This window comes from Domibacillus antri, assembly GCF_001936625.1.
Classification (GTDB): Bacteria; Bacillota; Bacilli; order Bacillales; family Domibacillaceae; genus Domibacillus; species Domibacillus antri.
Genome location: NZ_MSDU01000026.1, coordinates 1 through 23,872, shown reverse-complemented (window position 1 = coordinate 23,872; position 23,872 = coordinate 1). Strand labels below are relative to the sequence as shown.

At 40.1% G+C, this 23,872-nt stretch carries 34 protein-coding genes and 2 pseudogenes; 11 read left to right on the top strand and 25 right to left on the bottom strand.

All coding sequences use genetic code 11. The annotated features are described in order from the left end of the window. Window positions 1-10 precede the first annotated feature (10 nt). The 5 genes from BTO30_RS11835 to BTO30_RS11815 form a co-directional block, all read right to left on the bottom strand. A complete protein-coding gene (locus BTO30_RS11835; RefSeq protein WP_075398938.1) occupies window positions 11-904 on the bottom strand; it encodes a hydroxymethylglutaryl-CoA lyase in 894 nt (297 codons plus the stop codon). A 23-nt stretch (window positions 905-927) separates the two neighbouring features. Beyond that, the gene (locus BTO30_RS11830; protein ID WP_075398937.1) at window positions 928-1,425 is read right to left on the bottom strand and encodes a LeuD/DmdB family oxidoreductase small subunit; all 498 of its coding nucleotides are present in this window, start codon (window positions 1,423-1,425) and stop codon (window positions 928-930) included. Next, entirely contained in the window at window positions 1,426-2,277 is an 852-nt protein-coding gene (locus BTO30_RS11825) for a 3-isopropylmalate dehydratase large subunit (RefSeq protein ID WP_083632395.1), read from the bottom strand. A 292-nt stretch (window positions 2,278-2,569) separates the two neighbouring features. Continuing rightward, window positions 2,570-2,986, bottom strand: coding sequence for a riboflavin kinase (locus tag BTO30_RS11820; protein WP_075398935.1), 417 nt, complete (start codon window positions 2,984-2,986; stop codon window positions 2,570-2,572). 59 nt (window positions 2,987-3,045) lie between these two features. Next, the gene (locus BTO30_RS11815) at window positions 3,046-3,678 is read right to left on the bottom strand and encodes a GntR family transcriptional regulator (RefSeq protein WP_158023598.1); all 633 of its coding nucleotides are present in this window, start codon (window positions 3,676-3,678) and stop codon (window positions 3,046-3,048) included. 260 nt (window positions 3,679-3,938) lie between these two features. On the opposite strand from BTO30_RS11815, the pseudogene BTO30_RS17695 reads away from it, so the two are divergent. Next, window positions 3,939-4,850, top strand: a pseudogene (locus BTO30_RS17695) (sigma 54-interacting transcriptional regulator); the annotation flags it as partial. Next, a complete protein-coding gene (locus tag BTO30_RS17945; protein ID WP_425429464.1) occupies window positions 4,836-5,390 on the top strand; it encodes an AAA-type ATPase lid domain-containing protein in 555 nt (184 codons plus the stop codon). The pseudogene BTO30_RS17695 and the gene BTO30_RS17945, both read left to right, overlap by 15 nt. Window positions 5,391-5,706: 316 nt before the next feature. Here BTO30_RS17945 and BTO30_RS11805 read toward each other — a convergent pair whose 3' ends face one another. From BTO30_RS11805 to BTO30_RS17250, 4 genes are all read right to left on the bottom strand, one after another. Next, entirely contained in the window at window positions 5,707-6,594 is an 888-nt protein-coding gene (locus tag BTO30_RS11805; RefSeq protein ID WP_083632399.1) for a TRM11 family SAM-dependent methyltransferase, read from the bottom strand. Window positions 6,595-6,812: 218 nt separating this feature from the next. Further along, window positions 6,813-6,956 carry a 3-methyladenine DNA glycosylase gene (locus BTO30_RS17060; protein WP_143331957.1) on the bottom strand — a complete coding sequence of 48 codons (144 nt, stop codon included), beginning with the start codon at window positions 6,954-6,956 and terminating at the stop codon, window positions 6,813-6,815. Window positions 6,957-7,023: 67 nt separating this feature from the next. Then, window positions 7,024-7,614, bottom strand: a complete 591-nt coding sequence (locus BTO30_RS11800) for an STAS domain-containing protein (protein WP_075398932.1) — start codon at window positions 7,612-7,614, stop codon at window positions 7,024-7,026. Window positions 7,615-7,651: 37 nt separating this feature from the next. Then, on the bottom strand, window positions 7,652-7,810 hold the full coding sequence (locus tag BTO30_RS17250; protein ID WP_158023597.1) for a hypothetical protein: 159 nt from the start codon (window positions 7,808-7,810) through the stop codon (window positions 7,652-7,654). A 237-nt stretch (window positions 7,811-8,047) separates the two neighbouring features. On the opposite strand from BTO30_RS17250, the gene BTO30_RS11795 reads away from it, so the two are divergent. Then, window positions 8,048-8,743 (top strand): YetF domain-containing protein, encoded by a 696-nt coding sequence (locus tag BTO30_RS11795; RefSeq protein WP_075398931.1) that lies wholly within the window; start codon window positions 8,048-8,050, stop codon window positions 8,741-8,743. 452 nt (window positions 8,744-9,195) lie between these two features. Here BTO30_RS11795 and BTO30_RS11790 read toward each other — a convergent pair whose 3' ends face one another. Then, window positions 9,196-9,894: a TerC family protein gene (locus tag BTO30_RS11790; RefSeq protein ID WP_075398930.1), complete on the bottom strand. Its 699-nt coding sequence runs from the start codon at window positions 9,892-9,894 to the stop codon at window positions 9,196-9,198. Between the two features lie 440 nt (window positions 9,895-10,334). On the opposite strand from BTO30_RS11790, the pseudogene BTO30_RS11785 reads away from it, so the two are divergent. After that, window positions 10,335-10,700: pseudogene (locus BTO30_RS11785) on the top strand (hypothetical protein); the annotation flags it as partial. Window positions 10,701-10,827: 127 nt separating this feature from the next. Here the strand turns inward: BTO30_RS11785 and BTO30_RS11780 are convergent. After that, complete coding sequence (locus tag BTO30_RS11780) at window positions 10,828-11,142, bottom strand: DUF3892 domain-containing protein (RefSeq protein ID WP_075398929.1); 315 nt, start codon at window positions 11,140-11,142, stop codon at window positions 10,828-10,830. Between the two features lie 287 nt (window positions 11,143-11,429). Between BTO30_RS11780 and BTO30_RS17405 the strand changes: the two genes are divergently transcribed. After that, window positions 11,430-11,591 carry a hypothetical protein gene (locus BTO30_RS17405; RefSeq protein WP_169829354.1) on the top strand — a complete coding sequence of 54 codons (162 nt, stop codon included), beginning with the start codon at window positions 11,430-11,432 and terminating at the stop codon, window positions 11,589-11,591. Window positions 11,592-11,674: 83 nt separating this feature from the next. Here BTO30_RS17405 and BTO30_RS11775 read toward each other — a convergent pair whose 3' ends face one another. Beyond that, window positions 11,675-11,800, bottom strand: a complete 126-nt coding sequence (locus BTO30_RS11775) for a DUF4023 family protein (RefSeq protein ID WP_075398928.1) — start codon at window positions 11,798-11,800, stop codon at window positions 11,675-11,677. Window positions 11,801-11,978: 178 nt separating this feature from the next. On the opposite strand from BTO30_RS11775, the gene sspK reads away from it, so the two are divergent. From sspK to BTO30_RS11765, 3 genes are read left to right on the top strand one after another with little or no spacing between them, the layout of a single operon-like run. Further along, window positions 11,979-12,134, top strand: a complete 156-nt coding sequence (gene sspK / locus BTO30_RS11770) for a small, acid-soluble spore protein K (protein ID WP_075398927.1) — start codon at window positions 11,979-11,981, stop codon at window positions 12,132-12,134. Window positions 12,135-12,152: 18 nt separating this feature from the next. Then, a complete protein-coding gene (locus BTO30_RS17400; protein ID WP_169829353.1) occupies window positions 12,153-12,326 on the top strand; it encodes a YfhD family protein in 174 nt (57 codons plus the stop codon). 28 nt (window positions 12,327-12,354) lie between these two features. Beyond that, entirely contained in the window at window positions 12,355-12,543 is a 189-nt protein-coding gene (locus BTO30_RS11765; RefSeq protein ID WP_075398926.1) for an H-type small acid-soluble spore protein, read from the top strand. A gap of 58 nt (window positions 12,544-12,601) precedes the next feature. On the opposite strand, the gene BTO30_RS11760 is transcribed toward BTO30_RS11765, so the two are convergent. The 3 genes from BTO30_RS11760 to BTO30_RS11750 all read right to left on the bottom strand — a co-directional run bounded on the left by BTO30_RS11760 (window position 12,602) and on the right by BTO30_RS11750 (window position 14,407). Continuing rightward, window positions 12,602-12,895: a hypothetical protein gene (locus BTO30_RS11760; RefSeq protein WP_075398925.1), complete on the bottom strand. Its 294-nt coding sequence runs from the start codon at window positions 12,893-12,895 to the stop codon at window positions 12,602-12,604. 215 nt (window positions 12,896-13,110) lie between these two features. Beyond that, the gene (locus tag BTO30_RS11755; RefSeq protein ID WP_281248614.1) at window positions 13,111-13,527 is read right to left on the bottom strand and encodes a DUF1648 domain-containing protein; all 417 of its coding nucleotides are present in this window, start codon (window positions 13,525-13,527) and stop codon (window positions 13,111-13,113) included. Window positions 13,528-14,047: 520 nt separating this feature from the next. After that, window positions 14,048-14,407 (bottom strand): hypothetical protein, encoded by a 360-nt coding sequence (locus BTO30_RS11750; RefSeq protein WP_075398923.1) that lies wholly within the window; start codon window positions 14,405-14,407, stop codon window positions 14,048-14,050. A gap of 166 nt (window positions 14,408-14,573) precedes the next feature. On the opposite strand from BTO30_RS11750, the gene BTO30_RS11745 reads away from it, so the two are divergent. After that, on the top strand, window positions 14,574-15,398 hold the full coding sequence (locus BTO30_RS11745; protein ID WP_075398922.1) for a methyl-accepting chemotaxis protein: 825 nt from the start codon (window positions 14,574-14,576) through the stop codon (window positions 15,396-15,398). Between the two features lie 188 nt (window positions 15,399-15,586). Here the strand turns inward: BTO30_RS11745 and sstT are convergent, their stop codons facing one another. Then, on the bottom strand, window positions 15,587-16,822 hold the full coding sequence (gene sstT, locus BTO30_RS11740) for a serine/threonine transporter SstT (protein WP_075398921.1): 1,236 nt from the start codon (window positions 16,820-16,822) through the stop codon (window positions 15,587-15,589). A gap of 755 nt (window positions 16,823-17,577) precedes the next feature. Here sstT and BTO30_RS11735 point away from each other — a divergent pair. Together BTO30_RS11735 and BTO30_RS17690 are read left to right on the top strand one after the other, a co-directional pair. Next, window positions 17,578-18,021, top strand: a complete 444-nt coding sequence (locus tag BTO30_RS11735; RefSeq protein WP_075398963.1) for a cell wall hydrolase — start codon at window positions 17,578-17,580, stop codon at window positions 18,019-18,021. 9 nt (window positions 18,022-18,030) lie between these two features. Beyond that, window positions 18,031-18,414: a tyrosine-type recombinase/integrase gene (locus BTO30_RS17690; RefSeq protein WP_075398920.1), complete on the top strand. Its 384-nt coding sequence runs from the start codon at window positions 18,031-18,033 to the stop codon at window positions 18,412-18,414. Between the two features lie 595 nt (window positions 18,415-19,009). Here the strand turns inward: BTO30_RS17690 and BTO30_RS11725 are convergent. The 9 genes from BTO30_RS11725 to BTO30_RS11695 form a co-directional block, all read right to left on the bottom strand. Continuing rightward, window positions 19,010-19,429: a hypothetical protein gene (locus tag BTO30_RS11725; protein ID WP_075398919.1), complete on the bottom strand. Its 420-nt coding sequence runs from the start codon at window positions 19,427-19,429 to the stop codon at window positions 19,010-19,012. 55 nt (window positions 19,430-19,484) lie between these two features. After that, window positions 19,485-19,649: a hypothetical protein gene (locus BTO30_RS17245; protein WP_158023595.1), complete on the bottom strand. Its 165-nt coding sequence runs from the start codon at window positions 19,647-19,649 to the stop codon at window positions 19,485-19,487. Window positions 19,650-19,870: 221 nt separating this feature from the next. Next, window positions 19,871-20,431, bottom strand: coding sequence for a helix-turn-helix domain-containing protein (locus BTO30_RS11720; RefSeq protein WP_075398918.1), 561 nt, complete (start codon window positions 20,429-20,431; stop codon window positions 19,871-19,873). A gap of 71 nt (window positions 20,432-20,502) precedes the next feature. After that, entirely contained in the window at window positions 20,503-21,366 is an 864-nt protein-coding gene (locus BTO30_RS11715) for an ATP-binding protein (protein WP_075398917.1), read from the bottom strand. Window positions 21,367-21,510: 144 nt separating this feature from the next. After that, entirely contained in the window at window positions 21,511-22,317 is an 807-nt protein-coding gene (locus BTO30_RS11710) for an N-acetylmuramoyl-L-alanine amidase (RefSeq protein WP_075398916.1), read from the bottom strand. Then, entirely contained in the window at window positions 22,314-22,556 is a 243-nt protein-coding gene (locus BTO30_RS11705) for a phage holin (protein ID WP_075398915.1), read from the bottom strand. The genes BTO30_RS11710 and BTO30_RS11705 overlap by 4 nt, the downstream gene beginning before the upstream one ends. Before the next feature lie 14 nt (window positions 22,557-22,570). Further along, a complete protein-coding gene (locus BTO30_RS11700) occupies window positions 22,571-22,936 on the bottom strand; it encodes a hypothetical protein (RefSeq protein ID WP_143331955.1) in 366 nt (121 codons plus the stop codon). An 87-nt stretch (window positions 22,937-23,023) separates the two neighbouring features. Then, a complete protein-coding gene (locus tag BTO30_RS17870) occupies window positions 23,024-23,155 on the bottom strand; it encodes a hypothetical protein (RefSeq protein WP_281248613.1) in 132 nt (43 codons plus the stop codon). 20 nt (window positions 23,156-23,175) lie between these two features. After that, window positions 23,176-23,781: a hypothetical protein gene (locus tag BTO30_RS11695; RefSeq protein WP_075398913.1), complete on the bottom strand. Its 606-nt coding sequence runs from the start codon at window positions 23,779-23,781 to the stop codon at window positions 23,176-23,178. Window positions 23,782-23,872: the final 91 nt, after the last annotated feature.

Below are 23,872 nucleotides of genomic sequence, written 5' to 3'. Positions count from 1 at the left end.
TAGGATTCATTCACCCCGTTATTTTATGGTAGTGACCTGTCAGATCACGTTCTGTTAACGGTTTTATAAGGTTTACGCAATATTGCAGAGCCGAAAGGTCAATACCTGTCTCAATGCCCATCTCATGCAGCATAAATACAACATCTTCTGTTGATGCATTTCCCGCCGCCCCCGGCGCAAACGGACACCCTCCTAATCCCCCGATGGACGTGTCGAATCGGGTAATTCCCTCATCCAGGGCTGCTAATACATTCGCTTGAGCGAGACCATATGTATCATGGAAATGAGCAGTGATCATCGCATTCGGCCTGCGGTCCAGCACTTGTTGAAATAAATCGGATACTTGTTTTGGGTTGGCTCTGCCGATCGTATCACAAAAGACGATTTCATCCGCGCCCAGCTCATCAATGAGGCCGACCATTTCCAGCACCGTCTCCAGATCCACTTTCCCTTCATATGGACACCAAAAAGCAGTGGCGATATTATATCGAACAAATATATCTCTTTCTTTTGCTTTTCGAATGACCCCTTCAAATGCTTTCATCGAATCTTTTCTGGTCATTTTCACATTTTTTATGTTAAAACTGTCGCTGGCACCAACAACGAGCGACAGCGCGCGAACACCGTTTTCAACCGCCCGTTCATATCCTTTTTCATTTGGAATTAACGCCATGTATTGAATGTCCGGGTCTTGTTCTATTCCTTCCAGCACTTCCTTTGCATCTTTCATTTGGGGGACGTAGACGGGATGCACAAACGACGTTGCTTCCATCCTCTTAATTCCGGTTTTATTTAACGCCTGAATAAGCGCGATTTTTTGTTCTGTCGGAATAAAATTCGCTTCATTTTGCAGCCCATCCCTCGGGCCTACTTCAATAATCTCCACTTTATTCGGCAGGTTCATCTTCTTTCCCTCTTTCCTGTCCTTTAAGAAGACTTTATTTTTTTCGCAAGATACGGCTCTAATCCGCCAAGCTGCACCATTTCAATCAAATGTTCGGGAAGCTTTGTCCCCTGATACTCTGTCCCTTGTGTATGGTTAATAATTCTTCCTTCCAGAAGATCAACCTCCACTTCATCTCCTTCATTAATCACCGAGGTATCTTTCATGTCCACGACCGGCAGCCCGACATTAATGGCGTTCCGATAAAATATGCGCGCAAACGAAACGGCAATAATAGCGCCGATCCGTTGGTGTTTCAAGACCATTTGAGCTGTTTCTCTGCTTGAACCCGAACCGAAGTTATGACCGGCAACTAAAATGTCCCCCGGCTTCACTTTTTTAGAAAACTCAGGATCGATGGCTTCCATCGCATGCTCCGCCTGTATTTCAACAGGCTGGCTCATATATTGTCCGGGTGAAATAATATCCGTATTGATGTTGTCTCCATACTTCCATACGCGCCCGCGAATCGTATATGACATTTATCTGACCCCCTGAAGAAGATATTTACGGGGATCGGCGATTTTCCCCTCAATGGCTGTGGCCGCGACCGCCGCAGGAGAACCTAAATACACTTCTCCATCCGCACTTCCCATCCGCCCTCTGAAATTACGGTTCGATGAAGACATCACGACTTCCCCTGCTCCAATAACCCCGCTTGTGAAGCCGCCGCACGCGCCGCATGAAGGCATATTGACGATGCATCCGGCTTCCGTCAATATTTCTAAAATGCCTTCTTTGTTCGCTTCCATCCAAATGTGCTGCGATGCCGGCACAACGAGGCAGCGAATGTTTTTGGCGATCTTTTTTCCTTTCAAAATCTCAGCCGCCACTCTTAAATCACTTAAACGTCCATTTGTACAGGAACCTAAATACACTTGATCCACGGGTGTTCCTTCTACCGCATTGACTGGATGCACATTATCGACCTCATGCGGACAGGCAACTTGCGGCTCCAATTCGGATGCATTGTAATGCAGCACTTTCACAAAAGACGCATCGTCATCACTTCGCACACTTTCAATTTCATCGGTGACACCTTTTGACCGTAAAAATTCAACGACGGTTTCATCCGGTTCAATTAAACCGGTCTTCGCACCGGCCTCAACCGCCATGTTCGATAAAACGAGCCTTTCGTCCATCGATAAGCTTTTAATGGCACTCCCCGAGAATTCAATGGTTTGATAGGTCGCACCCGCATGACCGATATCCTTTATTGTTTTCAGGACAATATCTTTCGCATATACACCATGCGGCAGTTCTCCGTCCCAGACAACCTTGATGGTTTCCGGCACTTTCATCCACGTTTCGCCAGTCAATAAGACACCAATCATTCAGCATTTTAGTTAAATTCCCGTGGCCAAATTTTATTTTTCCGTTTTTGTCATGCACATATTTATCCTGATATTCAGTTAAAAAATGATGGATTTTTCTTCTTCTTTCTAAAATATTCGTGGTTCCTTCTTGAAAAAAACATACGTCAATCGTGTTATAAACGCCGCGATTTATGCCAAATTGATCATGACAGAATTGAATGAATTGCAAATCACGTAAATGAATAATGTCTGCTTTCGTGTTCAATTTGTTCACACTCCTTCTATCCGCGCTGCGTTTTTCGCTTTCGCTTTACAAAGAAATGGTCTTCTGCTCTTCATTGTTCAGCGTTAGAAAAAGGTCTCTTGTCATTTGAGTATCTCTAGAGATTTGTTGTTTCAGCTCATCCAAATTGCTAAACTTCTTTTCTACCCGTAAATAAGTAATCAGTTCAACTGTCAAATATTCTCCGTATATGTCCTGATCAAAATCCAGAATATGAACTTCAATGGACCGTTCTGTATTTTTGGACAGCTGCAGTTCCTTTATCGTCGGACGATTTCCCACATTCATGACACCTATATATGTCTTTTCCTTATGATAGACGGAAACCGCGTATACCCCTTTTGGCATTGTCACCAGCGGCTCGATAAAATCTAAATTGGCGGTTGGCAATTGGATTGTCCGGCCCAATTTTCTGCCGTGGACGACTAAACCTGTAAATGTCATCTCCGCTTACCTTCTATCATTTTAAAGAAAGCGAATAGCGGCCAATCACTATTCGCTATTTAAAATGCTTCCATATCATTTTGAATATGCTGTTCCATTCTTTCGGCAGCTAATTCCGGATTTCTGCTTTGAATCGCTTCAAATACAGCATAGTGTTCTGACAAAAAGCTGTCGCTCCGGTTATATTGCTTAATAATTGTGTTCCGGCAAAGTTGAATCAATGTACGAATATTGTACATCATGACCTTTAAGCGATTATTTCCGCTAAAGGTGACAATGGATTCGTGAAATTGAGTATTTAAGTACACCACTTCATCCATTTTTTTCGCGTTAATGGCCGCCTGTGTGAGATCCAAAAATTGCTTTAACTGTTCCAATTTTTCATCGTCTATATGCCGGGCGGCCCAATAGGCAGCGACCGATTCAAGGCCGATGCGTACTTGATACAGCTCCAATGCATCTTGAAGCGAAGGTGTGAAAACGGTTACAATTCCATCATTGTTAAGAATAAGACCATCCTGTTCCAGCTTCCGAAACGCTTCCCTGACCGGACCTCTGCTCACACCAAATTCAGATGCGATTTTTGTGTCAATCAAACGCTCACCAGGAGCAAAACGTCCTTCTACTATGGACTGCTCCACATTTTTATAAATTTGTTCGTACAGCGGATCCACTCGTTTCAGCTGATTCATTTTCCAGATCACCTCCCTTTTCGTTTTCCTGCCACACATACAGTAATCTGAATATTGCCTTCTGTTAACTGTATACTTTTTATATTGCAATTCGTGTGCCAACTTCTTTTTGCGGAATTAACGCAATTTTTTGTCTATTTTCTTGATAATTTTAAAAAAAGCAGTCTATTTTCTGGACCGTTATATGATTTATTGACATATTTTTTCGCATATACTTTTTTCTTTAAATATGTTTAAATCCATTGTAAAGGAGTGATGAAATGGAATCGGCATTTTCTTCTTTTCATGTTGACAAAGATTTTTTATCCGTGATTTTCGATAGTATTTATGATGGGATTAAGATTGTTGATAAGGATGGAAAATTTATTTTTATCAATCGCTCCGCCGAAAAAAATATGCATATTGCCCGCGATGAATGGATTGGCAGAAGCGTAGAGGAACTGCTGCCGAACTCTGTGATAATGGAAGCGTTAAAAACGGAAGTTCCCCAAATTCATAAGCACAGTTTTGTACGCAATAAAAAATTCATTGTTCATGCTTCACCTTTAACGTTTAAAGGCAGGCTTGTCGGAGCAATCTCTACTCATAAAGATGGGGATGAAATTGAAATGCTCAAAACCTCATTCGATCATTTTACGCTGAATAATTACATTCATTTTCTTGAAAATGAACTTCATCGTGTTCAGGTACTTCCTTCAGAAATGAAAGGCTTCGTTGTTTCGAAAAACAGCACACTGGTAAATGAACTATCCAAAATAAAAAAACTGGCGCCGACCGATATTTCCGTGCTCATCCGGGGCGAAAGCGGTGTCGGGAAAGAAGTCATCGCCCGAAACATTCATGAATTGTCCAATAGAATTGGAAACCCTTACATTACAATCAATTGTGTAGCCATTCCGGAAAATTTGCTTGAAAGTGAACTTTTCGGGTATGAGGAAGGGGCTTTTACATGAGCAAAGCGAAGCGGAAAAAAGGGGAAATTTGAATTAGCCAATGGCGGCACCATCTTTCTCGATGAAATTGGTGATATGAGCTACCATCTTCAAGCAAAGCTGCTGCGTGTCTTGCAGCAAAAAGAATTGGTGCGTGTGGGCGGAGAAGAAATCATTCCATTGGATGTCCGCGTCATCGCCGCAACCAATCAGGATCTGGAATCCATGATTCAGCAAAATACGTTCCGGGAAGATTTATATTATCGAATCAACGGTATTACATTCAGTATCCCGCCGTTACGTGAAAGAAAAATGGATATCGATATTCTCATTTCACACTTTTTAAAAGAGTTTTCCTATAAATACAATAAAGAAGTTGGCATCAGCAAAGAGGCCCATGCTTTTTTGCTCAACCATCCTCTTCCGGGAAATGTAAGAGAATTGCGGAATGTGCTGGAGCATGGCTTCGTGCTGGCGGAAACAAACGAAATTGAGATGGATGACTTTCCAAAAAGTTTAACAGCAGGACATATGGAACAGCCGTCTTCCGCTCCTTTATTAAAAAAAGAAGAGAATGATCCTTTATCCGGCGCTTTTTTTGATGGCCTGGATTTTTCCGAAAACATTAAAAGAGTGGAAATCGCCTTAATTGTTAAAGCGCTCACAAAATCGAATAACAACCGGTCGAAAGCCATTAAAATGCTGGGCATCTCCCGCCAGTCTTTTTATGAACGTTTAAAAAAATATGAAAAAGAGATTGCCCAATATACCAGCCGATAAAAGAAACGAGAAACAACGGGAATGGCTCAAGAAGTCATTGAGACATCCCTTTCATTTCTATAGCCGGATTTCTTGCACTTTGGGCCGGATATTCTGATTTCGGGCCGGTTTCCTTGTCATGAAGGCCGAATTCTCATTAAATCGGCCTTCAAGAGGCGGAATTCGGCTTTCCTATCGATAAATCGGCCTAACCGGCTTAACATCCGGTCTTCGCTCCACACTTGCGGGACAGCCTCTCCTTCTTCATTTCGATAACCGAATTTATGGGACAGTCCCGGCGTACCGCTTTTTCTGATAGTTAAACGGCTCTTCTTCTTTATTCACAAACAAGAATTTGCCTGGAAAACAATCCTAATTCCCCTTTTTTAGCTAAACAGCGGTCCATAATGACAAAACCGGCTTGTTCAAGCATCTCATCCATGGTTTCTATGGTAATTACAATGACTCGATCCGCAACACGGCGGGCGTGCTGCAAAATGGCAAATTGCTCATCACGCGTAACACGTGTATAGTGATTGTATGGCAAATCGATAATAGCGGTATTATAGTGTGCCGAGACGGCTGAAATCGGTCCTAAAGTGACATCGCCTTTTAGCCCAAAGAAAGCAATATTTTCCCTTGATCCGCTTACAGCAAGAGGATTAATATCACGGCCGACGATATCAATGCCCATCGAAAGTGCTTCCACCAATACTGTCCCGATCCCACAGCATGGGTCGATTACACGAATATCCTCAGGGTGAGGTACGGCAATATTGCAAATCGCTCTGGCGGTCCGCGTGCTGAGAGCGGTGGAATATTCGCGCGGTTTTTTCAAAGGATGAAGCCAAACGGCTTTATTTTTATGATGCGTCCCAAAATACCATCGCCCGCCCATCGTCGCAATTCCAAATAAACGATCCGGATGATGAATGTCCACTTTCCCTTGAATATGCGAACCAATATCCCGTTCAATCTGAAGCCGCTCACGATACTTTATTTTCTTGTCTTTTTCCAAATCATTTATTTTAACGAAAATGATTTTAAATGTCTCATCTACTAAGTGAATCTGTCCGACCTGGTTCATGATATCCGTCACGGTTTCCCCTTCATACATGATGTCAATCCGCCCCTTTATAAACGGACTTCGGCTCGGGTCTATTTCGACATCACTTTTTAAAATAGCTGATTCGGGCTCGACGCCAAAAAGGGCGCGCATCTCCATATGGCATAAGGAGCGCTCTTCTTCGCTGTAATTATATGTATAAATAAATGTCAATCGATCTCCATCCCTTTTCAAGTTTTTCCTCTCACACCATATATGGAAAAGGACAAAAATGCAATGATTGACTCACTTGATATGTGTGAGAAAAAAAACACCTGTCAGACTAGAGAGTGAATCGTCTATTCTGACAGGTGTTTTCACGGATGGGTTACGGCCGGTTACTCAAGATCATCGGGATTTTTGTCTTTTGGCTCGGGCTCTTTTTTATCCTGTGCCCTCTGCGGTTCAATATCCTGTCCTTTTTTCCTCTTTTCCTCCTGCTCGATCGAATCGTTGCTTTTCCCTTTATTCTCCTGAAACATGTATAGACCTCCTGACAATGGTTGTTATGTATTCATACTTGCCGCTTTCAGCCAAATTTAAACATAATCAATTGATGACATGAATATCACTCTTTAAAAGGGCGTTTTTCAATGTGCCTTTGACACGATACTTTTCGAAATCAATCCCTAAACTGAACATCGTCCGGGCAATATCCGGCCGAATGCCCGTAAAGGTTGCGGCTACTCCAATAAGATTAAGGGCATTGGCGACCATACTATTAACTACCGGAACACCGGATAAGTCGATAATCAACTCACGAATCCTTAAACCTACACTTTTATGCAAGACTGTCTCCATTAATATGCCCGCTCGTTCTTCCGTCAGTTCTCCGATTAATGGAAGGACAGCGACATCGTTTGAGATGGCAACGACCGGACATGATATATCATGAACCGCTTTTTGTGCGGCTTCGATTGTTTTTGCATGATGCTTTACGTATGAAACACAGAATACGTACGTTGTTTGATCAAGAACCGCATCAATGATTCGGTTGATTTTCAAAATAGATGATGAGACCATGTTGTCTATTTCCAGTTCTTTTTCAACAAATTCCCAGATAACTTCCCGATACAATCTAATAGTTTTCATCAACTCAACAATCTCAATCCCAAATTGAACGGCCCCTTCCTGGTCCAATCTGTTACCTGCTCCAATCCAGCAGTCTCACCCTGTGTTAAAACAGCTTCCCCCACATATTGAATAAGCTTTCATCCTCAAGACCGCTCTTATTTAGAAAAGCTGTATAATCCCCCGCCAGTTTTTGACTGATATTTCCTGATAAATCAATGTTTTTTTCAATAATGAACTGTCCTATTGTCTGAAAAGAAAACATGATACCCTCCATTGCTTAATAAAGCTGCTCAATCGCCTCTTTTGTAAGCTCCCTCTCTTTTCTATATTTTTTGTCGCTTCTATATCCATGTAAGCCACAAAATCGATTAACCATTCTAAATTTTTAGCTATCCACTACCCGTTTTTCAAAGAAATTAAACGTCTATATTTCAGTCTCTATCGATACAGAATATTACTCCTATCTCAGGAAATAATAAATTGAAAAGGCGGGATAAAATTGGGGATTTTTGAAGTCATTATTAGGGTCTTGGTATCATTCCTAAGCTTACTATGTCTAACCAAACTAATGGAAAGAAAAGAAATTGCACAAATGACCTTTTTTAACTTTTCTTCGGCCATTTCGATCGGTTCCATAGCCGGAAATCTCGTTTCCAATCCGCATCAGAGCATTCGTAACGGATTAATTTCATTAGTTGCATGGAGCTTATTGACCATTATCATTGGCCTGATTGTCATCAAATCAAAGAAAGCACGGAAAATCATTAATGGCGAACCATTAATCGTCATCCAAAATGGAAAGATAATGAAAAAGCCTCTTCAAAAGGCAAGTTTAGATTTAGATGCGCTTAACGCTTTGCTGAGACAAAAAAACATCTTTTCCATTACGGAGGTTGAGTATGCCATTTTTGAAACTACCGGTAAACTTTCCGTGATGAAAAAAGAGAGCAAGCTGCCGGTGACAAAAGAGGATTTGAAAATCGCACATGCACAAAAGCAGCTATCTCCTATTATGACGGAGGTCGTGTCAGACGGCATAATCAACATGAATAATTTAGTACAGTTGAACCTTACGAAAGAGTGGCTCAACCAGCAATTACAACAAGCCGGTGTCAAAGCAATTTCAGATGTCTTTTATGCGGAAGTTCAGCAAGATGGTACACTTTTTATTGACTATAAAAAGGAACATTCATGACGAATTGGCGCATGCATAAGAACTCGTCTTCCCCGCCATAATGCATGCATCGTCATCAGTCCGTATTCAGATTGCAGAATAAATCGGGCGTCTCATCTGCATCACTTGTGGCTGTGCCGATCGCTTTGACAGCCCTATAGGAAAATCGGGCACTTTGTAAGCATTATGTCCACCTTGCTTTCGTTCGGACAGCTTGTCTTTACATTTCATTTCCTAATTCTCAACTTTATTAAATAATATTATCCTAAGCCCTCTTCCTAAGAAAAATCAGGTGATACAACAATGGTTCAAAGGCAAGAGAGTGTCATGTTTCAGCTAAATAAAAAAAGGAAACGTCTCAAAAGTACATCGAGACATTTCCTTTTCATTTCGGTGAATCCGGACTGCATGGTGCAGAATTCGACCCGCCACCACCATTTTATAAACTGATGGAACAGCCACTCTCGTGCAATTTAAAGAACCTTTTGTTCCAGCGTGACTTTATTTTTCTCACGCTCTACTTTTTTCTTCTTCAAATTCCCGGCCAGCAAAATTAATGCGACGACTAATGCTTCAAAACCATATTTGACAAATGGATTTGCGAAATAGTCATGCATGAAAGGCTCTCCCACAATCATCTTAGAAGCGGTCCATCCTAAAATTCCGGCACCCACGGTAATAATAACCGGATAACGCTCGATCAATTTAAGGATCAGCGTGCTTCCCCACATCACAACCGGAATGGAAACAAGCAATCCAATGACAACCAAGACGAAATTACCATGAGAAGCTCCTGCAACCGCCAGCACATTATCCAATCCCATTAAGGCATCCGCAATAATAATTGTTTTAATGGCTGCCCACATGGAATCAGCCGCTTTTACTTCATGCTCTTCTTCGTCCAAAAGGAGCTTATACGCAATCCATACAAGCAGCAAACCTCCGATTAAATGCAGGCCTGGTACTTCTAAAAGCCAGACAACGAGAAGTGTTGCGATAATCCTGATGACAATCGCTCCGATTGCTCCCCACAAAATGACTTTTTTCTGCTGCTCTTTTGGAAGTTTTCTTGCTGCGAGACCAATAAGAATCGCATTGTCGCCAGCGAGAACTAAATCAATCATAATAATGGCAAATAAAGCTGTAAAAAATTCCGCTGATAAAAATTCCATTTTACATCCTCCTTCTTTTTATCAAAAAATAAAGAGACCTCCGCCATAAATGGCAAAGGTCTCGCTGAACACTAAATAATTAGGCCAATAAAGCCGGTGGATTCAGTCCACGTCATGACGACTTTATTTCAGGATATTCCTGACGCTACTCCCCTTTACGGGATTAAGGAATATGAAATTGTTTTTGATGGAAGCTTTTATTATTATATATCTTCCCTTCTCTTTTCGCACTCAAAATCGTTCGACAAGTATCGACAAATTTGATCGTAACATGCTTTAAGATCAGAAAAAGACAGGTATGAACACAACCGGCCAGAATCAGGCTTTCCGGCTGTGGTTATATTTATTTCACCAATCAAAAATTCCCTTCACCACTCTCTATTCTGTACATATTCTGTATTACATCCCGAGGGATAGTTACCTATTTTAAAAATAAGGATTCGCTTGGAATCGTAAATGACCTCGGGGTGGCACTGGCCTCTGTTGTCCCATTAAGCAAGGAAATCGGCGCTATCACCTTAACAGCTGTTGGTGCCATTACAGGGCTTGATGGTTCCGGCTTCTCAGGAATTTCACTGATGGGTTCCATCGCCAATTTATTTGGTACAGCCATTGGTGCAGGTGCAGCAACCCTTACGGCGCTCGGGCAAATTGCAGCCATCTGGGTGGGCGGCGGAACACTCGTCCCATGGGCATTAATTCCGGCTGCGGCAATTTGCGGCGTCGATCCATTTGAAGTCGCCAGACGAAATGTAAAGCCTGTGACCATCGGGTTAATAGTGACAACGATTGTGGCGATGTTTTAATTTAAAATGGAGCAAAGGAAATGTTCCCTTCTTATTTCAATAGCCGGATTTTTTGATGAATCCGGCCAAAAATTATCAAGAATAACTCTTTATGAGACAGTGTTTACAAAAGAGTAACAGTCAGGCGCTAAAAAGTGTCCAGATTATCCAAATTATTTTCTTTATTACCGTCCGGTTCACTTCGAAGAATCTCCCGTCCATAACGATGGAACACATCCACGCAGGCAAGTTTCCCTTGTTTGGCCTCGCTCAATGCTTCTAAGTAATCGAGTTCTCTGCCACTGTTTGTTTTAAAGGCAATAATATCTCCCTCATTGTTTTTACGGACAGCAATGATCTGTTCTTGATTGGCTGTCTCCTGTATGCCGCTTTCGTGAAGTGTCTGTAACTGGCTTTGCTGCTTGTACTGAGCGTAGGCCTGTTCAAATCGGTCTTGTGTCATGCGGTTATCTCCTTTTCCGTATTGCGTCATTCAATTTTAAAATGGGATGAAATAAGTAGAATCTGCCACATCATAAAACAATTGCTGCTTTTCTGTTCGCTTCATTTCCCCTCACCCGCCTCTTCATTATCTTTACAAGCTCTACGGATGATTATGCTGTTCTTTTTTTACCTTCAAAGTAAATCCTTCTTATGCATGTAAAAAACAAATGAAAGCCATTTTGTATAGTCCCATTGCTTCGACGGCAAAATACACAGGCAGTGATCTTAACAAAGGAGGCGTTTTTGTTGAACCAATTTAATGAAGATGCTGGCCAGAAGATTCAATATGCGGTGGACGAATTAATGAAAAAAGGAGTTCCAGCCAGAACAGCCGCATTTGCTGCGTCGATGGGGTATTTACGAACGTTTAAAAATAAACCCGTTCCGCGGAGCCATCTAAACGAATAAAAAAGCAAATTGGATGAAAACTTCCTTTTCATTTCCGTATAAAAACGACCACTTTTTTGGAAGTGGTCGCTTTTTGTAAAAGATCAGTGCTGGTGATTCGGTAATTTTTTCTCAGGATGACCGTTCCCCTGCTTCTTTTTATTTTGCTCATCTTTTTTCTTTGTCTCAGCTAATTTCTCGACAAACTCATGTGTGCTTTCATTTTTCACCACTTTGGCCTCCTTGCTTATGAAGAATAATGTTAATGTAGCCAAAATCTTTACAAACATGCACATACGTTTTTTTCCAAATATTTCACAAGACGGCCCATGATATTTTTGTTTCTTTTCCCCATACTAATCATGCACGTAAAACGCGTGTATCTCATACGTGTCTGGAGGAAAAATAATGAGAAACAAAGCAAAGGATTTCCCGATTACCTCGATGAAAGGGGAAGCCGGAAAAGCAAGAGCTAAAGCAGAGTATGCTTCCAAGCGGGCAGATGGCACCATCAACACTCATCCTCAGGAACGAATGAGAGCGTCAACAGAAAGAACGAATTAACGGAAAGGGGGTTTTATGATGGGAAGAGATGAGCATAAAACAGGCAGCCGCAGCACAAATTCTTTGCCGCAAACACCCAAAAATTCAAAAATTACTCCGGACACCGTAAACGAAGAATATGCCCGTGAGCTGGCTGAACTTGCCATCCTGAGACAAAAACGGATGCAGCGAAATCAACAGCCAAAAAAATAAAATAAAGCCATCTTCAGGAGGTAATCTCATGGAATGGAAACGGGCAAAACAAATTGTTTCAACGCCATCATCTGATGTGGAAGTCCAATTTAACGGTGTTTCCGTATGGATTGATAAAGTCCATAACGATGGGAAAACGGCCACTGTCCATTTACGCGGACCGTGGGAAGAACGGACTGAAGTGGGGATTGCCGATCTTCAAGAAGTGACTCATTAAGAAATAAAATGGCTGTCCCATTGGCTGCTGATGGCCGGATTAAGTGAAAATCCGGCCATCAAAATAAGAAGGATGTGTCTCGATAAACGCTTAAGACATCTCCTTTTTCTATAAAGAAACAACAAACAGACAGCTCTTTTAAAAGCTCAATTGTTTTTTGGATGTCAATCATGCCTTTTTTGTCTATCTGCAAGTAGTCGTCTGTAACAAGGACAGTCATCGTTTTCCCGATGCCTGCTCTAGATGGCTTCCAAAACGACAAAGCGTTTACTTGAGGCAGACTCAGTAAAAATTCAACCGCATTTTTGCGGGGGGTCCGTTGTTTTCCCTTCTGTTCTTCGACAAATTTCATGCAGAGACGTGCTTCTTCAATTTGGAGATAATATGGACTATTTGGATTCCTCGCCCACCAAAACCCTTAAAAGCCTCCATTTTGATTCGGCACATAACTCCAGTTTCCGTGCATACCGGTCAATCGTCTCGATGTCATCATTTCCGCTGTACGGCTCCCAATAGCCGAATGGTCTAGCTGCAGGCGCTCAAAAAAATGTGGAATATCCTGTCCGCTCATCTCAAACGATAGGAGCGAAACAAAAAGCAGCCCATTGTGCCAAACAAGACAAAAAGAAAAATCGGCATTTCCCACACACCGAGCAGAGACGGCTTACCGAACGAAATTCGAACCGTTTCAATTGTCATAAATGAAAAGAACACGAGAATGATATTTTTCATCGAATTTAAAAGCAGCTGAGAATTTTTATATTGCCGCCGGGCGTTTTCTTCCGTCAGCCAAAGGTAATTATGTATGTGCGGAAACTTCTCCAGCACATGCAATCCAATCCAGATGGCAAAGCCGATCACAAGCGGAATCAACATCATCCACTTCGGCCCCCAGCCGTCCGGCACATTAAACGCATTGAAATGAGTCGGCACACGTTCCGGCAGAGAGACATATTGAACGGCCAAATACATTACACTCGCTATAAAAGAAACAATAGCCGCCGCATCCAGTTTTTTTCAAGATTCGTCTTCTTCAGGTTATACTTTGGACGTTGGTCAATCATACGTTCGCTTCCTTTCTGCTTAACCGTATTTATCCTCCAGTGAATGAGTTCAATCCGGCAGCTTCCTTTCGTATTTTGCCCGTTTTTTCAACTGTTTTTATTCAGTAACAAGGAGCACCGGATCAAGAATTATGACGATCATTTTATCATCGAATGACTTATATATTTAGCTGATGTCTCAAAAGCTTAATATGATACCCCTTTTCATTTCTATGGCCGGATTTCTTGCACTTTGGGCCGGTTTCCTGTAAATTCGGTCTTCAAGAGGTTAAATCCGGCTCTCATATGGATAAATTGGCCTAAACGGTTCAGAATCCGGCCTTCCCCCCATACATGCGGGACAGCCCCTGCGCTTTTCCGTCTCTTCATTCCATTAAAAAATAATTCCCGGACCTCCTTCCGCAATCACGATCCGTTCTACATGTAACGTGTACGCGTACTTACTGAATGTAAAAAAAGTGAGGTTCGAGGATCTCCGGTTCTTCTTCGATCATAGCCCACTCTCCAGCCGGAAAGGTTGTCTCTTCACCACCTTCTGCCGGCAAAACCGTGTCTCTTCCCCAGGAAACCCCGTGCCACACCGCTCCAAATTCATGCAGCTCGTGAAAGGCAATGGCCGCTTGCAAATAGGACATCGGCATGTGGTCTCCGTCAATTTCTTTCATAAAATCATCCAATGCAAAAAGCGGTTTGGGAGGAGATAAAAAACGGTCTTTTAAAACGATGCTTTCAGCCGGCGGCGGCAGTTCCCGATCTTGCGGGATCGCCCACACGACCCCATTGCCATTCCCTCCGCTCATATATAGTTCAAAATCGGTGTCAATACTTCTGAGTTGAGGAACAGATCCTTATTCAACTAATGGAGCAGGACAGTTGAATAACATGGTATAATTTATAACACTATTAGGGAATTTGAATTTGTTTTATAAGAACCGAAAAAAATCTTTATTAAAAAGGAAGTGGTACATGAACATTAATGCAAATATTAATATGAGCACCCAAGTATTGGATGAAAGATGTGTTTTAGCTTCACTAGAGTCTAATTTAGCCATGATAGAATTCAATCTGGATAGGAAAGTTATATGGGTAAATGAAAATTTTGCACAGACTTTAGGGTATAGCGTTAACGAAATGAAAAATATGATACATAAGCAATTTTGCACCTTGGAATTTCAAAACAGCAAGGAATATGCTGGACTATGGAATAATCTAGAGAAAGGGAACAAGTTTCAAGAGAAAATTCAAAGGGTTGGTAAAGCGGGGAATTTAATTTGGCTTGAAGCGACTTATATTCCTATTCTAAACGAAGAAGGTAAAGTAAATGCTGTGCTTAAAATTGCAACAGACGTTACGGAACGTGAAAATAAAACAATAGAAATTGTTTCTCAACTTAAAAATTTATCTGAAGACTTAGGGAAAATGGTTACGGATAACTCTAATGAGAATTTAATAGCCATTCAATCATTGAAGGAACAAACCAATTTAATAAGTGAACTATCTAAATCTATACGAAATGTTTCCGCACAAACGAATATATTGGCATTGAATGCAGCAATTGAAGCTGCAAGAGCTGGTGAACACGGAAAAGGATTTGCGGTTGTTGCTGATGAAGTTCGTAAATTAGCGAGTAATGTTGACGAAGCAATTAAAAAAATGAATATAAACGTAGAAAACATCACACAAGACGTAAGGAAAGTTAGTGAGTTAACCGAAAGTTCACAAAAAAGTGTCATTTCAACCGAATCTAAAATTAATGAGACGATGGAAGTATTTGAAGGGGTTACTAAATAGTTAACTAACAAGTAGAACCTCAACCTGTATAAGTAAATAACATCATTTGGTCGGCAGTTGTCGGCATTAAGAAACATACAGAGATTGTCGTGAAGAAAGATGTTATTTTTTTCCAAAAATAACCCCGCCAATTGTTAAACAAACAGTTGGTGGGGCCGTTCAATTACAGATCAAAGGATTTCTTTTTATCACGCTCTATGAATACTTATTTCCTTCCCTTCTCTACGCCACTCTTTATATTCAGCTGCTGCCGTGAAAAGAACGTCTGTGGATGAGTTAAGTGATGTTTCAAACGAATCTTGTAAAACACCTATGATAAATCCTACCCCAACGACTTGCATCGCAATATCAGCCGGGATTCCAAACAAGCTGCATGCCAGCGGAATCAGTAATAAGGATCCACCAGCAACTCCTGAAGCACCACAAGCACATATAGCTGCAACTACGCTAAGGAGGATTGCTGTTGGAAGATCTACTTGAATTTCTAGCGTATGAACTGCTGCAAGTGTCAATACAGAAATCGTAACAGCGGCACCAGCCATATTGATCGTTGCACCTAATGGAATGGACACGGAATAATTATCCTTATCCAAGCCTAAATCTTCACATAATCTCATGTTAACTGGAATATTGGAAGCTGAGCTGCGTGTAAAGAACGCGGTAATCCCACTTTCCTTTAAGCATTTAAAAACAAGCGGGTAAGGGTTTTGACGGATCATGGCGAACACAATGATTGGATTCACAACGAGCGCCACAAAAACCATGCAGCCAATCAAAACGGCTAGCAGTTTTCCATAGCTGAGCAGCGACTCAAGTCCGTTTGTTGTAATCGATTCAATCACTAGACCCATGATTCCCAGCGGGGCAAACATAATCACCCATGCAACCATTTTCGCTACCGCATCCGAAAAATTCGAAATAAGCGTTTTTGTTGTGTCAGCGGCATTTCTTAGCGCCAAACCAAGAACAATCGCCCAAGCTAGGATCCCGATATAGTTCGCATTCACGATGGCATTTACCGGATTATCGACAACGTTCAGCAATAATGTTTTCAACACTTCTGTCACACCGCTAGGAGGCGTGACACCTTCAGCACCGTCAGCAAGCGATAAGCTAACAGGAAAAATAAAACTGACAATAACGGCGATTAAACCTGCTAAAAACGTTCCTAAAAGATATAAGCCAATAATCGATTTCATATTCGTTTTGTGGCCGCTTTTATGCTGAGCGATGGCCGACATCACCAGGACGAGTACCAAAACAGGCGCCACAGCTTTTAAAGCACCGACAAACAAAGTGCCTAAAATCGCAAGCGGTTTTGCTGCTTCTGGAATCGTGACAGCCAGGATAATGCCAATCATCAAACCGACAATGATTTGTTTGACCAGGCTCACCTGATTCCACTTCTGCAGTATATTTTTCATAGATGTTCCCCCATTAGTTTAAGATGAAAATCACATTGCTTTCCTTATAACCAGGCGATAGAATGAAGCCGAATACAAGTAGATACGATCGAGCCATATAATCTTTCCAAAGACACAACTATTAGAAATTAGTTTTAAGATGATTTATTTCTCATTATATTCCACCTGACAAAGACAACTGTCTTTCTACTAAGTAGTATTATAATACGTTTTTGATATATTACAATACTTAGTCTGTTATTAAAAAACTTTGTAATTATTAGAACATTCCCATAAAAATAAGATTAGACATACATATCAAAAATTTCTTCCATTATGATAATTTTTTTAAAAAAATGTAACTATAAGTTAGACGCATCACCATTATGAATAAGATAACTAAAATATATTACCCTATCTTGGTGAAAATACCCATCATAAGATTAAAAGAAAAACATGAAGATTATCTATTTTGCGACTCGATTAAATGGAACTTACGAAGTTTCTTGTTGATAAAAAAGGAAACGTCATTAAGTGGTACGAAGCAACTACAGATCCACTTGAAATGGAACAAAATATCGAGCTGCTTCAAGTCAATCCAGGTTTCCGACCGTGCTTTTTTATTACGATAGCTACAGTGCTTTATTTAGTAAGGAAATAGTATAACAAGAAGGGCATCCTAAAAATATTTAGACGTCGGATGAAAGGTGATTTTATTTGAGAAAAGGCTACACCAATGCAGGCTTTTTTTCATACTATATTTTTGGGGTGAAAAAATGCCAAGAGTTAGTTACCGAAGTTCGGACGTTGACTTAATGGCAAGGATGATGAGAGCAGAAGCCGAAGGAGAAGGAAAACAGGGGATGTTATATGTTGGAAATGTAATTGTTAATCGTCTTAATGCAAATTGTCTTGACTTTAAAAATTTAAGAACAGTTCCCCATGTTATTTATCAAATACAAGGAAGCAATTATTCCTTTGAAGCTGTTCAAAAAGGAACTTTATTTTATCAAAAAGCGAGAACTGCTGAAAAAAGATTAGCAAAACAGAATTTGGATTATTGGAGACAACACCCAGCGAAATATGCTCTTTGGTATTTTAATCCATATGCTCCGTGCCCTCCAACATGGTACGATCAACCTTTTTCTGGTCAATTTAAAAGTCATTGTTTTTATGAACCAAAACCTGGAACATGTGATAGTGTTTATATTGGAAGATAAGCTTACTCTTTGAGTAAGCTTTTAACCTTTCCAGCCAGGATCAAGTACCTTCTCTGGAGTTGCAGATTCATCCATAAAGCGGCAGCTGCAATAGAAAAGCTAAAAACTGGTCCTTCATCCCAGGATTATGATTTAATTATTTGCACAGAGGCAGGAAATCCTGTTAATCCTGAAAACTTGAAAAAGTCTTATGTTCGGCTAATTCAAGCAGCTGGTGTTCCAAAAATCCGCTTCCATGATTTGCGTCAAACTCGTGCTGCTAGGCTCCTATCACAGGGGATAGACGCGAAAGAAATTTCTGGAAGGCTAGGTCACAGTAACATCAAAGCGACTTTGGACATTTTTATTCGTACGTGCTTCCTAACATGCAGGAAGAGACTGAAATCAAATTGATGCGCTGTTCTCAAAATCAAAATAACTGGTTTCGACACCAAACCCGCTTTATTACTTTAATACTTAAAAAAGACCACCTCCGAAGAAGTGGTCTTTTCCGTCGAAACCCTTGTTCCATAAGGGTTTCCGTGGGTTTGGCACCCTATGATTCCTACTGGGTTCGAACCAGCGACCTCTACCCTGTCAAAGTGAATTCCGCCTCCGGAACGTTCGGGAAATTATCTGAAATACGTTGATACATCAATGTTTTATCAAGGTGTAAATAGGAACGTTTCGGGCAAAATTGGGGACGTTCTGAGGAATTGCGTCCCCAATCCGTCCCCCGCGTCCCCAAAAGGAACAGGAGTGATGAAGTGACTGAAATCAAAATGACATGCCCTTCCTGCGGGAACATTATCAAAGACGATGAGTACGTCGGTATATCGCAAATTCATTCCGTCGTACATCTTTACTGCGGGGCGTGGCCATTATCGGGTGAGTCTGTGATTGATCAAGGGGATTTTAAACAGATGGCAAAGAAGTATTTAAGACTGGCTGCGGCCGGTCTTTTTCAAAATAAAAATGCACCCGCTAATTTCGAGTGCATTTTTGGTCTTTATCTTTTATCACTATTTATCCAAGCCCATATTATAATAACCGCAATTGCAATACCCAATAATTTAGTTAAAACAAAATTCACAAACACCATAGACAAGAAAATCAATGCAATTCCAGTGATTAAACAAACGATTCGAGATATTATATCGTCTTCATCATAAAAACTGCTACCTTGTACAGCACCTTTGATCCATGCAATCCCGTTACCGAATAACATAACACCGCTTGCTAAATTCATTCCCCATGTAGAGTATAGTTGGGTGTTGTCCTGCCCACTCATAAGATACTCAATAAAAGTCGTCAGTTTTGGCATTTCAAATTCTTGAAAAAAGAACAATGTTAGAACACCAATAATACAGAAAATTATGGTAATAAAAGTTAGCAATGGCCGATTTCTATATACTGATAAAATACCCATTGGATTACCTCCTGAAATTAATGAGAAACCTGCCGCGGGTTTCTTTTATCAAATTTTAATTCGCTTGCTCCTGTTCTAATTCATCCAACGGGATGAACCATGCTTTTTTTCCATAGGCTTTTGCCCACAAAATCTGCTGAGTTTTAGGATGCTTCCTCCAAGCACGAAAAATCCCATATGCTTGATGATATTCAGACCATTTTAGATTAGTTTTTTCCATCATTATTACCGCCTTCGCATAATTTTCTCTTGCAAAGGACCGATAAGAGTGATACAGTAATATTAAATTTTCTCAGGATTTTATATTTCTGTAGCGGCAACACTCTTGTTTTGCTACACTTTACGTCGGCCCTCTGCAAGGGCTATTTTTTTCGTTCATTTTTACCCCCCTTTTTTATTTTTTTTCTAAAAACCCTTTGTTTTAAAAAGAGGCAATGCCTCTTATTTTATAAGCGGTAGTACGGAAGTGTAAATGTATTTTTTACCTTCTTCCGTTACTTCTTCTTCTCTATCTAACAGTCCTTGCTTCCATAAAGTTAGCAATTTCGAACTTGCAGTACTTATTTTTGTACCAGTCTCATCAGCTATTTGACGCGCTGTCAGTTTCTCTTCATTGTGAATGATACGTTCTAATATTTCAGATAAGTATTCGGGTAAGTGACCCCTTATCTGAATTTCATCTTGCTCTATTTCAAGCATAGTTAACTTATCTTCAGATAAAGCAATATCGATGTTTTCGCGTTTACTTTCGTTTAGACCTTTTAAGAAAATAAACATATCAGCATCGTTTTTTAATTTAGGTATCAAACTTCCAAAAACCTCATTGGGACAAGAAAAGTCTACATAGAGAACATCTGAAAAATTGAAAACAAAAACTTTTTCAGTTGAGTTTTTTAAAATCTCCTCAAATCGTGGTGTTAAGATTTGACCAAATTCACGCGTTACAAAAAGATTAGTAGAGCACATCTCTTCAGTAATCGCTAAAATGTCAATTTCTCTCATGCACCACACCCCTTTTATAAAAAAAATAAAAACCCTATGTCTAGAATAATATAGTGTGAATTGGCTGTCAATTATTTTTTTGATGGGAGAGTAATATCTATCTGGCTACCTTTGAAAAAAGGCATATTAGTCTCTAGTGTAGAATATCCTTTTTTCCCTTCTTGATAATAACAAGCGGTACCTGATCTAATAAACAATTCTCCTTCAAATTCTTTAATATAATTTTTAATGTACTTTAGGCCCATCCCTCCTTTTAATTTGCTGGATCTATTTTCGATGACTGCTTCTTTAAGGGCTGTTTCATCATCAAAGTTTTCACTATATGTTGCTGCAAAACCAATTCCAGTGTCTGTTATCCCAATTTTTACTGGCCAATCATATTTTCTTCGTGATTGAGAAAAGTAGTAAGGGATATACTGAACTGAAACGTAGCCATGCGATTGACAATGCCTACTAATATTTTGACAAAGTTCATCTAATATATCCTTGAATTTTTTCACATCTCTATCTGTATATCCCAACTGAGCTTTTAAAATTACTCCCACTTTTTCGTCGACCTTTTGCAACACAGGGAAAACATGAGTGAAATGCTCTATTTTAGTTAATTCTAGCAATGTTTTATTATCTTCATTTTTGCCATAATCATGAAGCGATATATCATATAAAATTTCTTCTGGTAGTTCCCATGTATCTTCAAGTCTTTTGAAAAAATCCATTCTAATCAAATAAGACATTATTTTATCACTTGGAAATATAATATCCTCAAAATGCTCTACTTGTTCTAAAACATGAAGCATCATATTCAGTCCGTATGGAAATACAAATTTTATATTACTTAAATCTATAGCTTCAAAATTGCCATCACACTTATTTAAAAAAGATAATAAGGATTCAACCGATTTACAGTTTAAATACTCCGGAAAGATTAAATTCATTGCCATACCCCATGTTCAATTAAATTGATAGATCAAAAAATTCAATTTAATTGTAAAACTTAACATTTAATATTGCAAATATAGTGGTTGAAAATGACTAATATTGAAGTTTAATCCCCGTCCAAAACCGGGGATTTTTTCTGTTTATTCTTTTTGACCTTGAATCAATCCACGCTCAATAGCCACAAAGATCAAACCCAGTGCATCGGATTCAGTAAGCGTGCCTTCATCCAGTTTTTTAATCCAGGACGGATCAATCCCACCCGGATCTTTTTGCACAAGACGATTTAAGACGGTCCGCGTTGAATTTTTAATTGCTGTATTTGATGGCTGATACAATTCAGATGCCAATGTAGGTTCCTCCTTTTTTGGTGCAGTACTTGTGGATGAAGTACTCCCTGCTGCTTTAATTGTATACCCGACATGCGCCGCTAAGGTCTGTGCAATCGCAAAGCAGATTTTTTCAAAATGCTTCCGATATTTGTCCACATCCGACCGGGAATTGACAAAGCATACCTCGATCAAAACAGCCGGCTCATACGTTTTTGACAGCACGGCCAGGCCCGTCCGTTGCTTCGCTCCTCGATCTTTTAAGCCACTTGCGTCGCTGATAGCCTTTGCAATTTTAGCCGCTAACGTCTCCTGGTTATAGTAGAGTACCTCCGTGCCGATATCGCTGTCTGTCACGCCTTTTGATGCGTTAAAATGTACGGAGACAATCAGGTCGTCACGGTCCTGATTATGATGTTTAACCAGGGTGTTTAAGTTCTGCGCCTGGTTGCTTGATGTATTATCCTCAAAATACGCGGCAGGCACCTTGTACGCTTTCAAAATGTCGTACACACGCTTTGTTACCCGCCGCGCTTCCGTGACTTCATTAATGATACTGCTTGCGCCTGAACCGGGATTTTTCCAGTGCCCTGGATGAAGTTCAATTCCTTTAATACTCATCGCTCTTCATCCTTTCGTGGTTTTTGATAGTATATAACCCGGTTGCTGTCTTCCACACCCGATGTAGTCGGATCAATAATGATACCGCCTGTGATCAAGATACCAAGAATCAAATCCACAAGCAGTTGGTACCGGCCTGCATCGTACACGCCATACTCACCTAAAATAAATCCGACCAACGCAAAAATCGCCACCCAAAATGGCAGCGACCGTACTCGTACTTTCCAATTGATTTGCATGATGTTTTCCTCCCTCATCTCAAAAAAGTGTCGTAGATCCACTGTAGAGCTAAAATTAGCCCACCGCCAGTACCGAGCAGCCCTGTCACGGTCTGCCATCTAATTTTGCTGACTTCAAGCTTCCCTGTGATTTCTTGCTTTCTCACTTCATTTGTTCCATTTAATTCTTGAGCTTTCAGACTGAAATGGTGATCGATTAGCCGGCCCAGCAACTCCTTCTGTGAGTTACTTTCTGCCAATACGTTACTATTTACTTTTTCAAGCGCTGAATGAGTTTTTTGCTGCTGATCGGTTACTTCTTTTAGTTTTTCATCTACTTTTGCGTAGCTTGTTTCAAGCTTTGAAATGCGTTCTTCATGATTCTGAATTTTTTCTTCCACATTTAACGCCTCCAATGGTTTGCCCCCTCGCTCTCCTGGATTTCTATATAAAAAAGAGCACCCGTATGGATGCTCTAATTAGGCATTTCAATCATTATTCTTCTTATCAGTGTCTTTTGGTTTTCTGGAAAACCCTTCATATATCCACCTTAGCTCTGGTGGTTTCGGCTCAACTAGTTGAGTATCTTTTTTCTGAGTATCTTTTTCCTGATCAGACATCATAACACCTCCTTTTAATATCATTTTAATTGAGTATCTTCTATTTGGATTTTGTCGTTGATTATTTCTATTTTTTGCGTTGGTTCCTTTCCAGCTAACAAATCAGGAATGAAAAAACAAAAACTTATCACTAAAAAAATAACAGACGCACTTACAGCTAAAGAACTTTTTTGCAAAAATTTAGTTCTACTATCGTTAGTTCGGATATTATTGTCTGTTCCAATAATATAAGATTCTATTAAAAACTTTGATATTTTCTGATTAACATAAGTTTCAGCATCTACATCGCACTTCTCTTTAATTTTTTGATAATGTTCGTAAAGACTATCTTGATAGGTTTTAATTTCTGAAGGTAAAGGAAAATAGCCAAATTTATTCCTAAAAATACATTTGTTAATAAAAAAAATTGCAACAAATAGAGAAATTAAAGAAACAGATAGAAAGAACAAGAATGCAATTCTTCCGGATTCGGGAACTTGGTGCATACTATTAGCACAATAAAAAATTCCACTAATCAGTACTACAATGAGTCCTAGAGGAATTTGGACCCTAGCATTAATTTGTTCTTTCCTTTCCATTTCTTTGTAATACAACTCCTTATACAGTTCAGTGCCATCTTCATTCATTCGCCATTTCTCCTGTTTTTTTCTTATTTTAGCACTTACTGCTTATTATTGTAAGATCAAGTTACGACGTATTATGGTCCTATAGCGACCT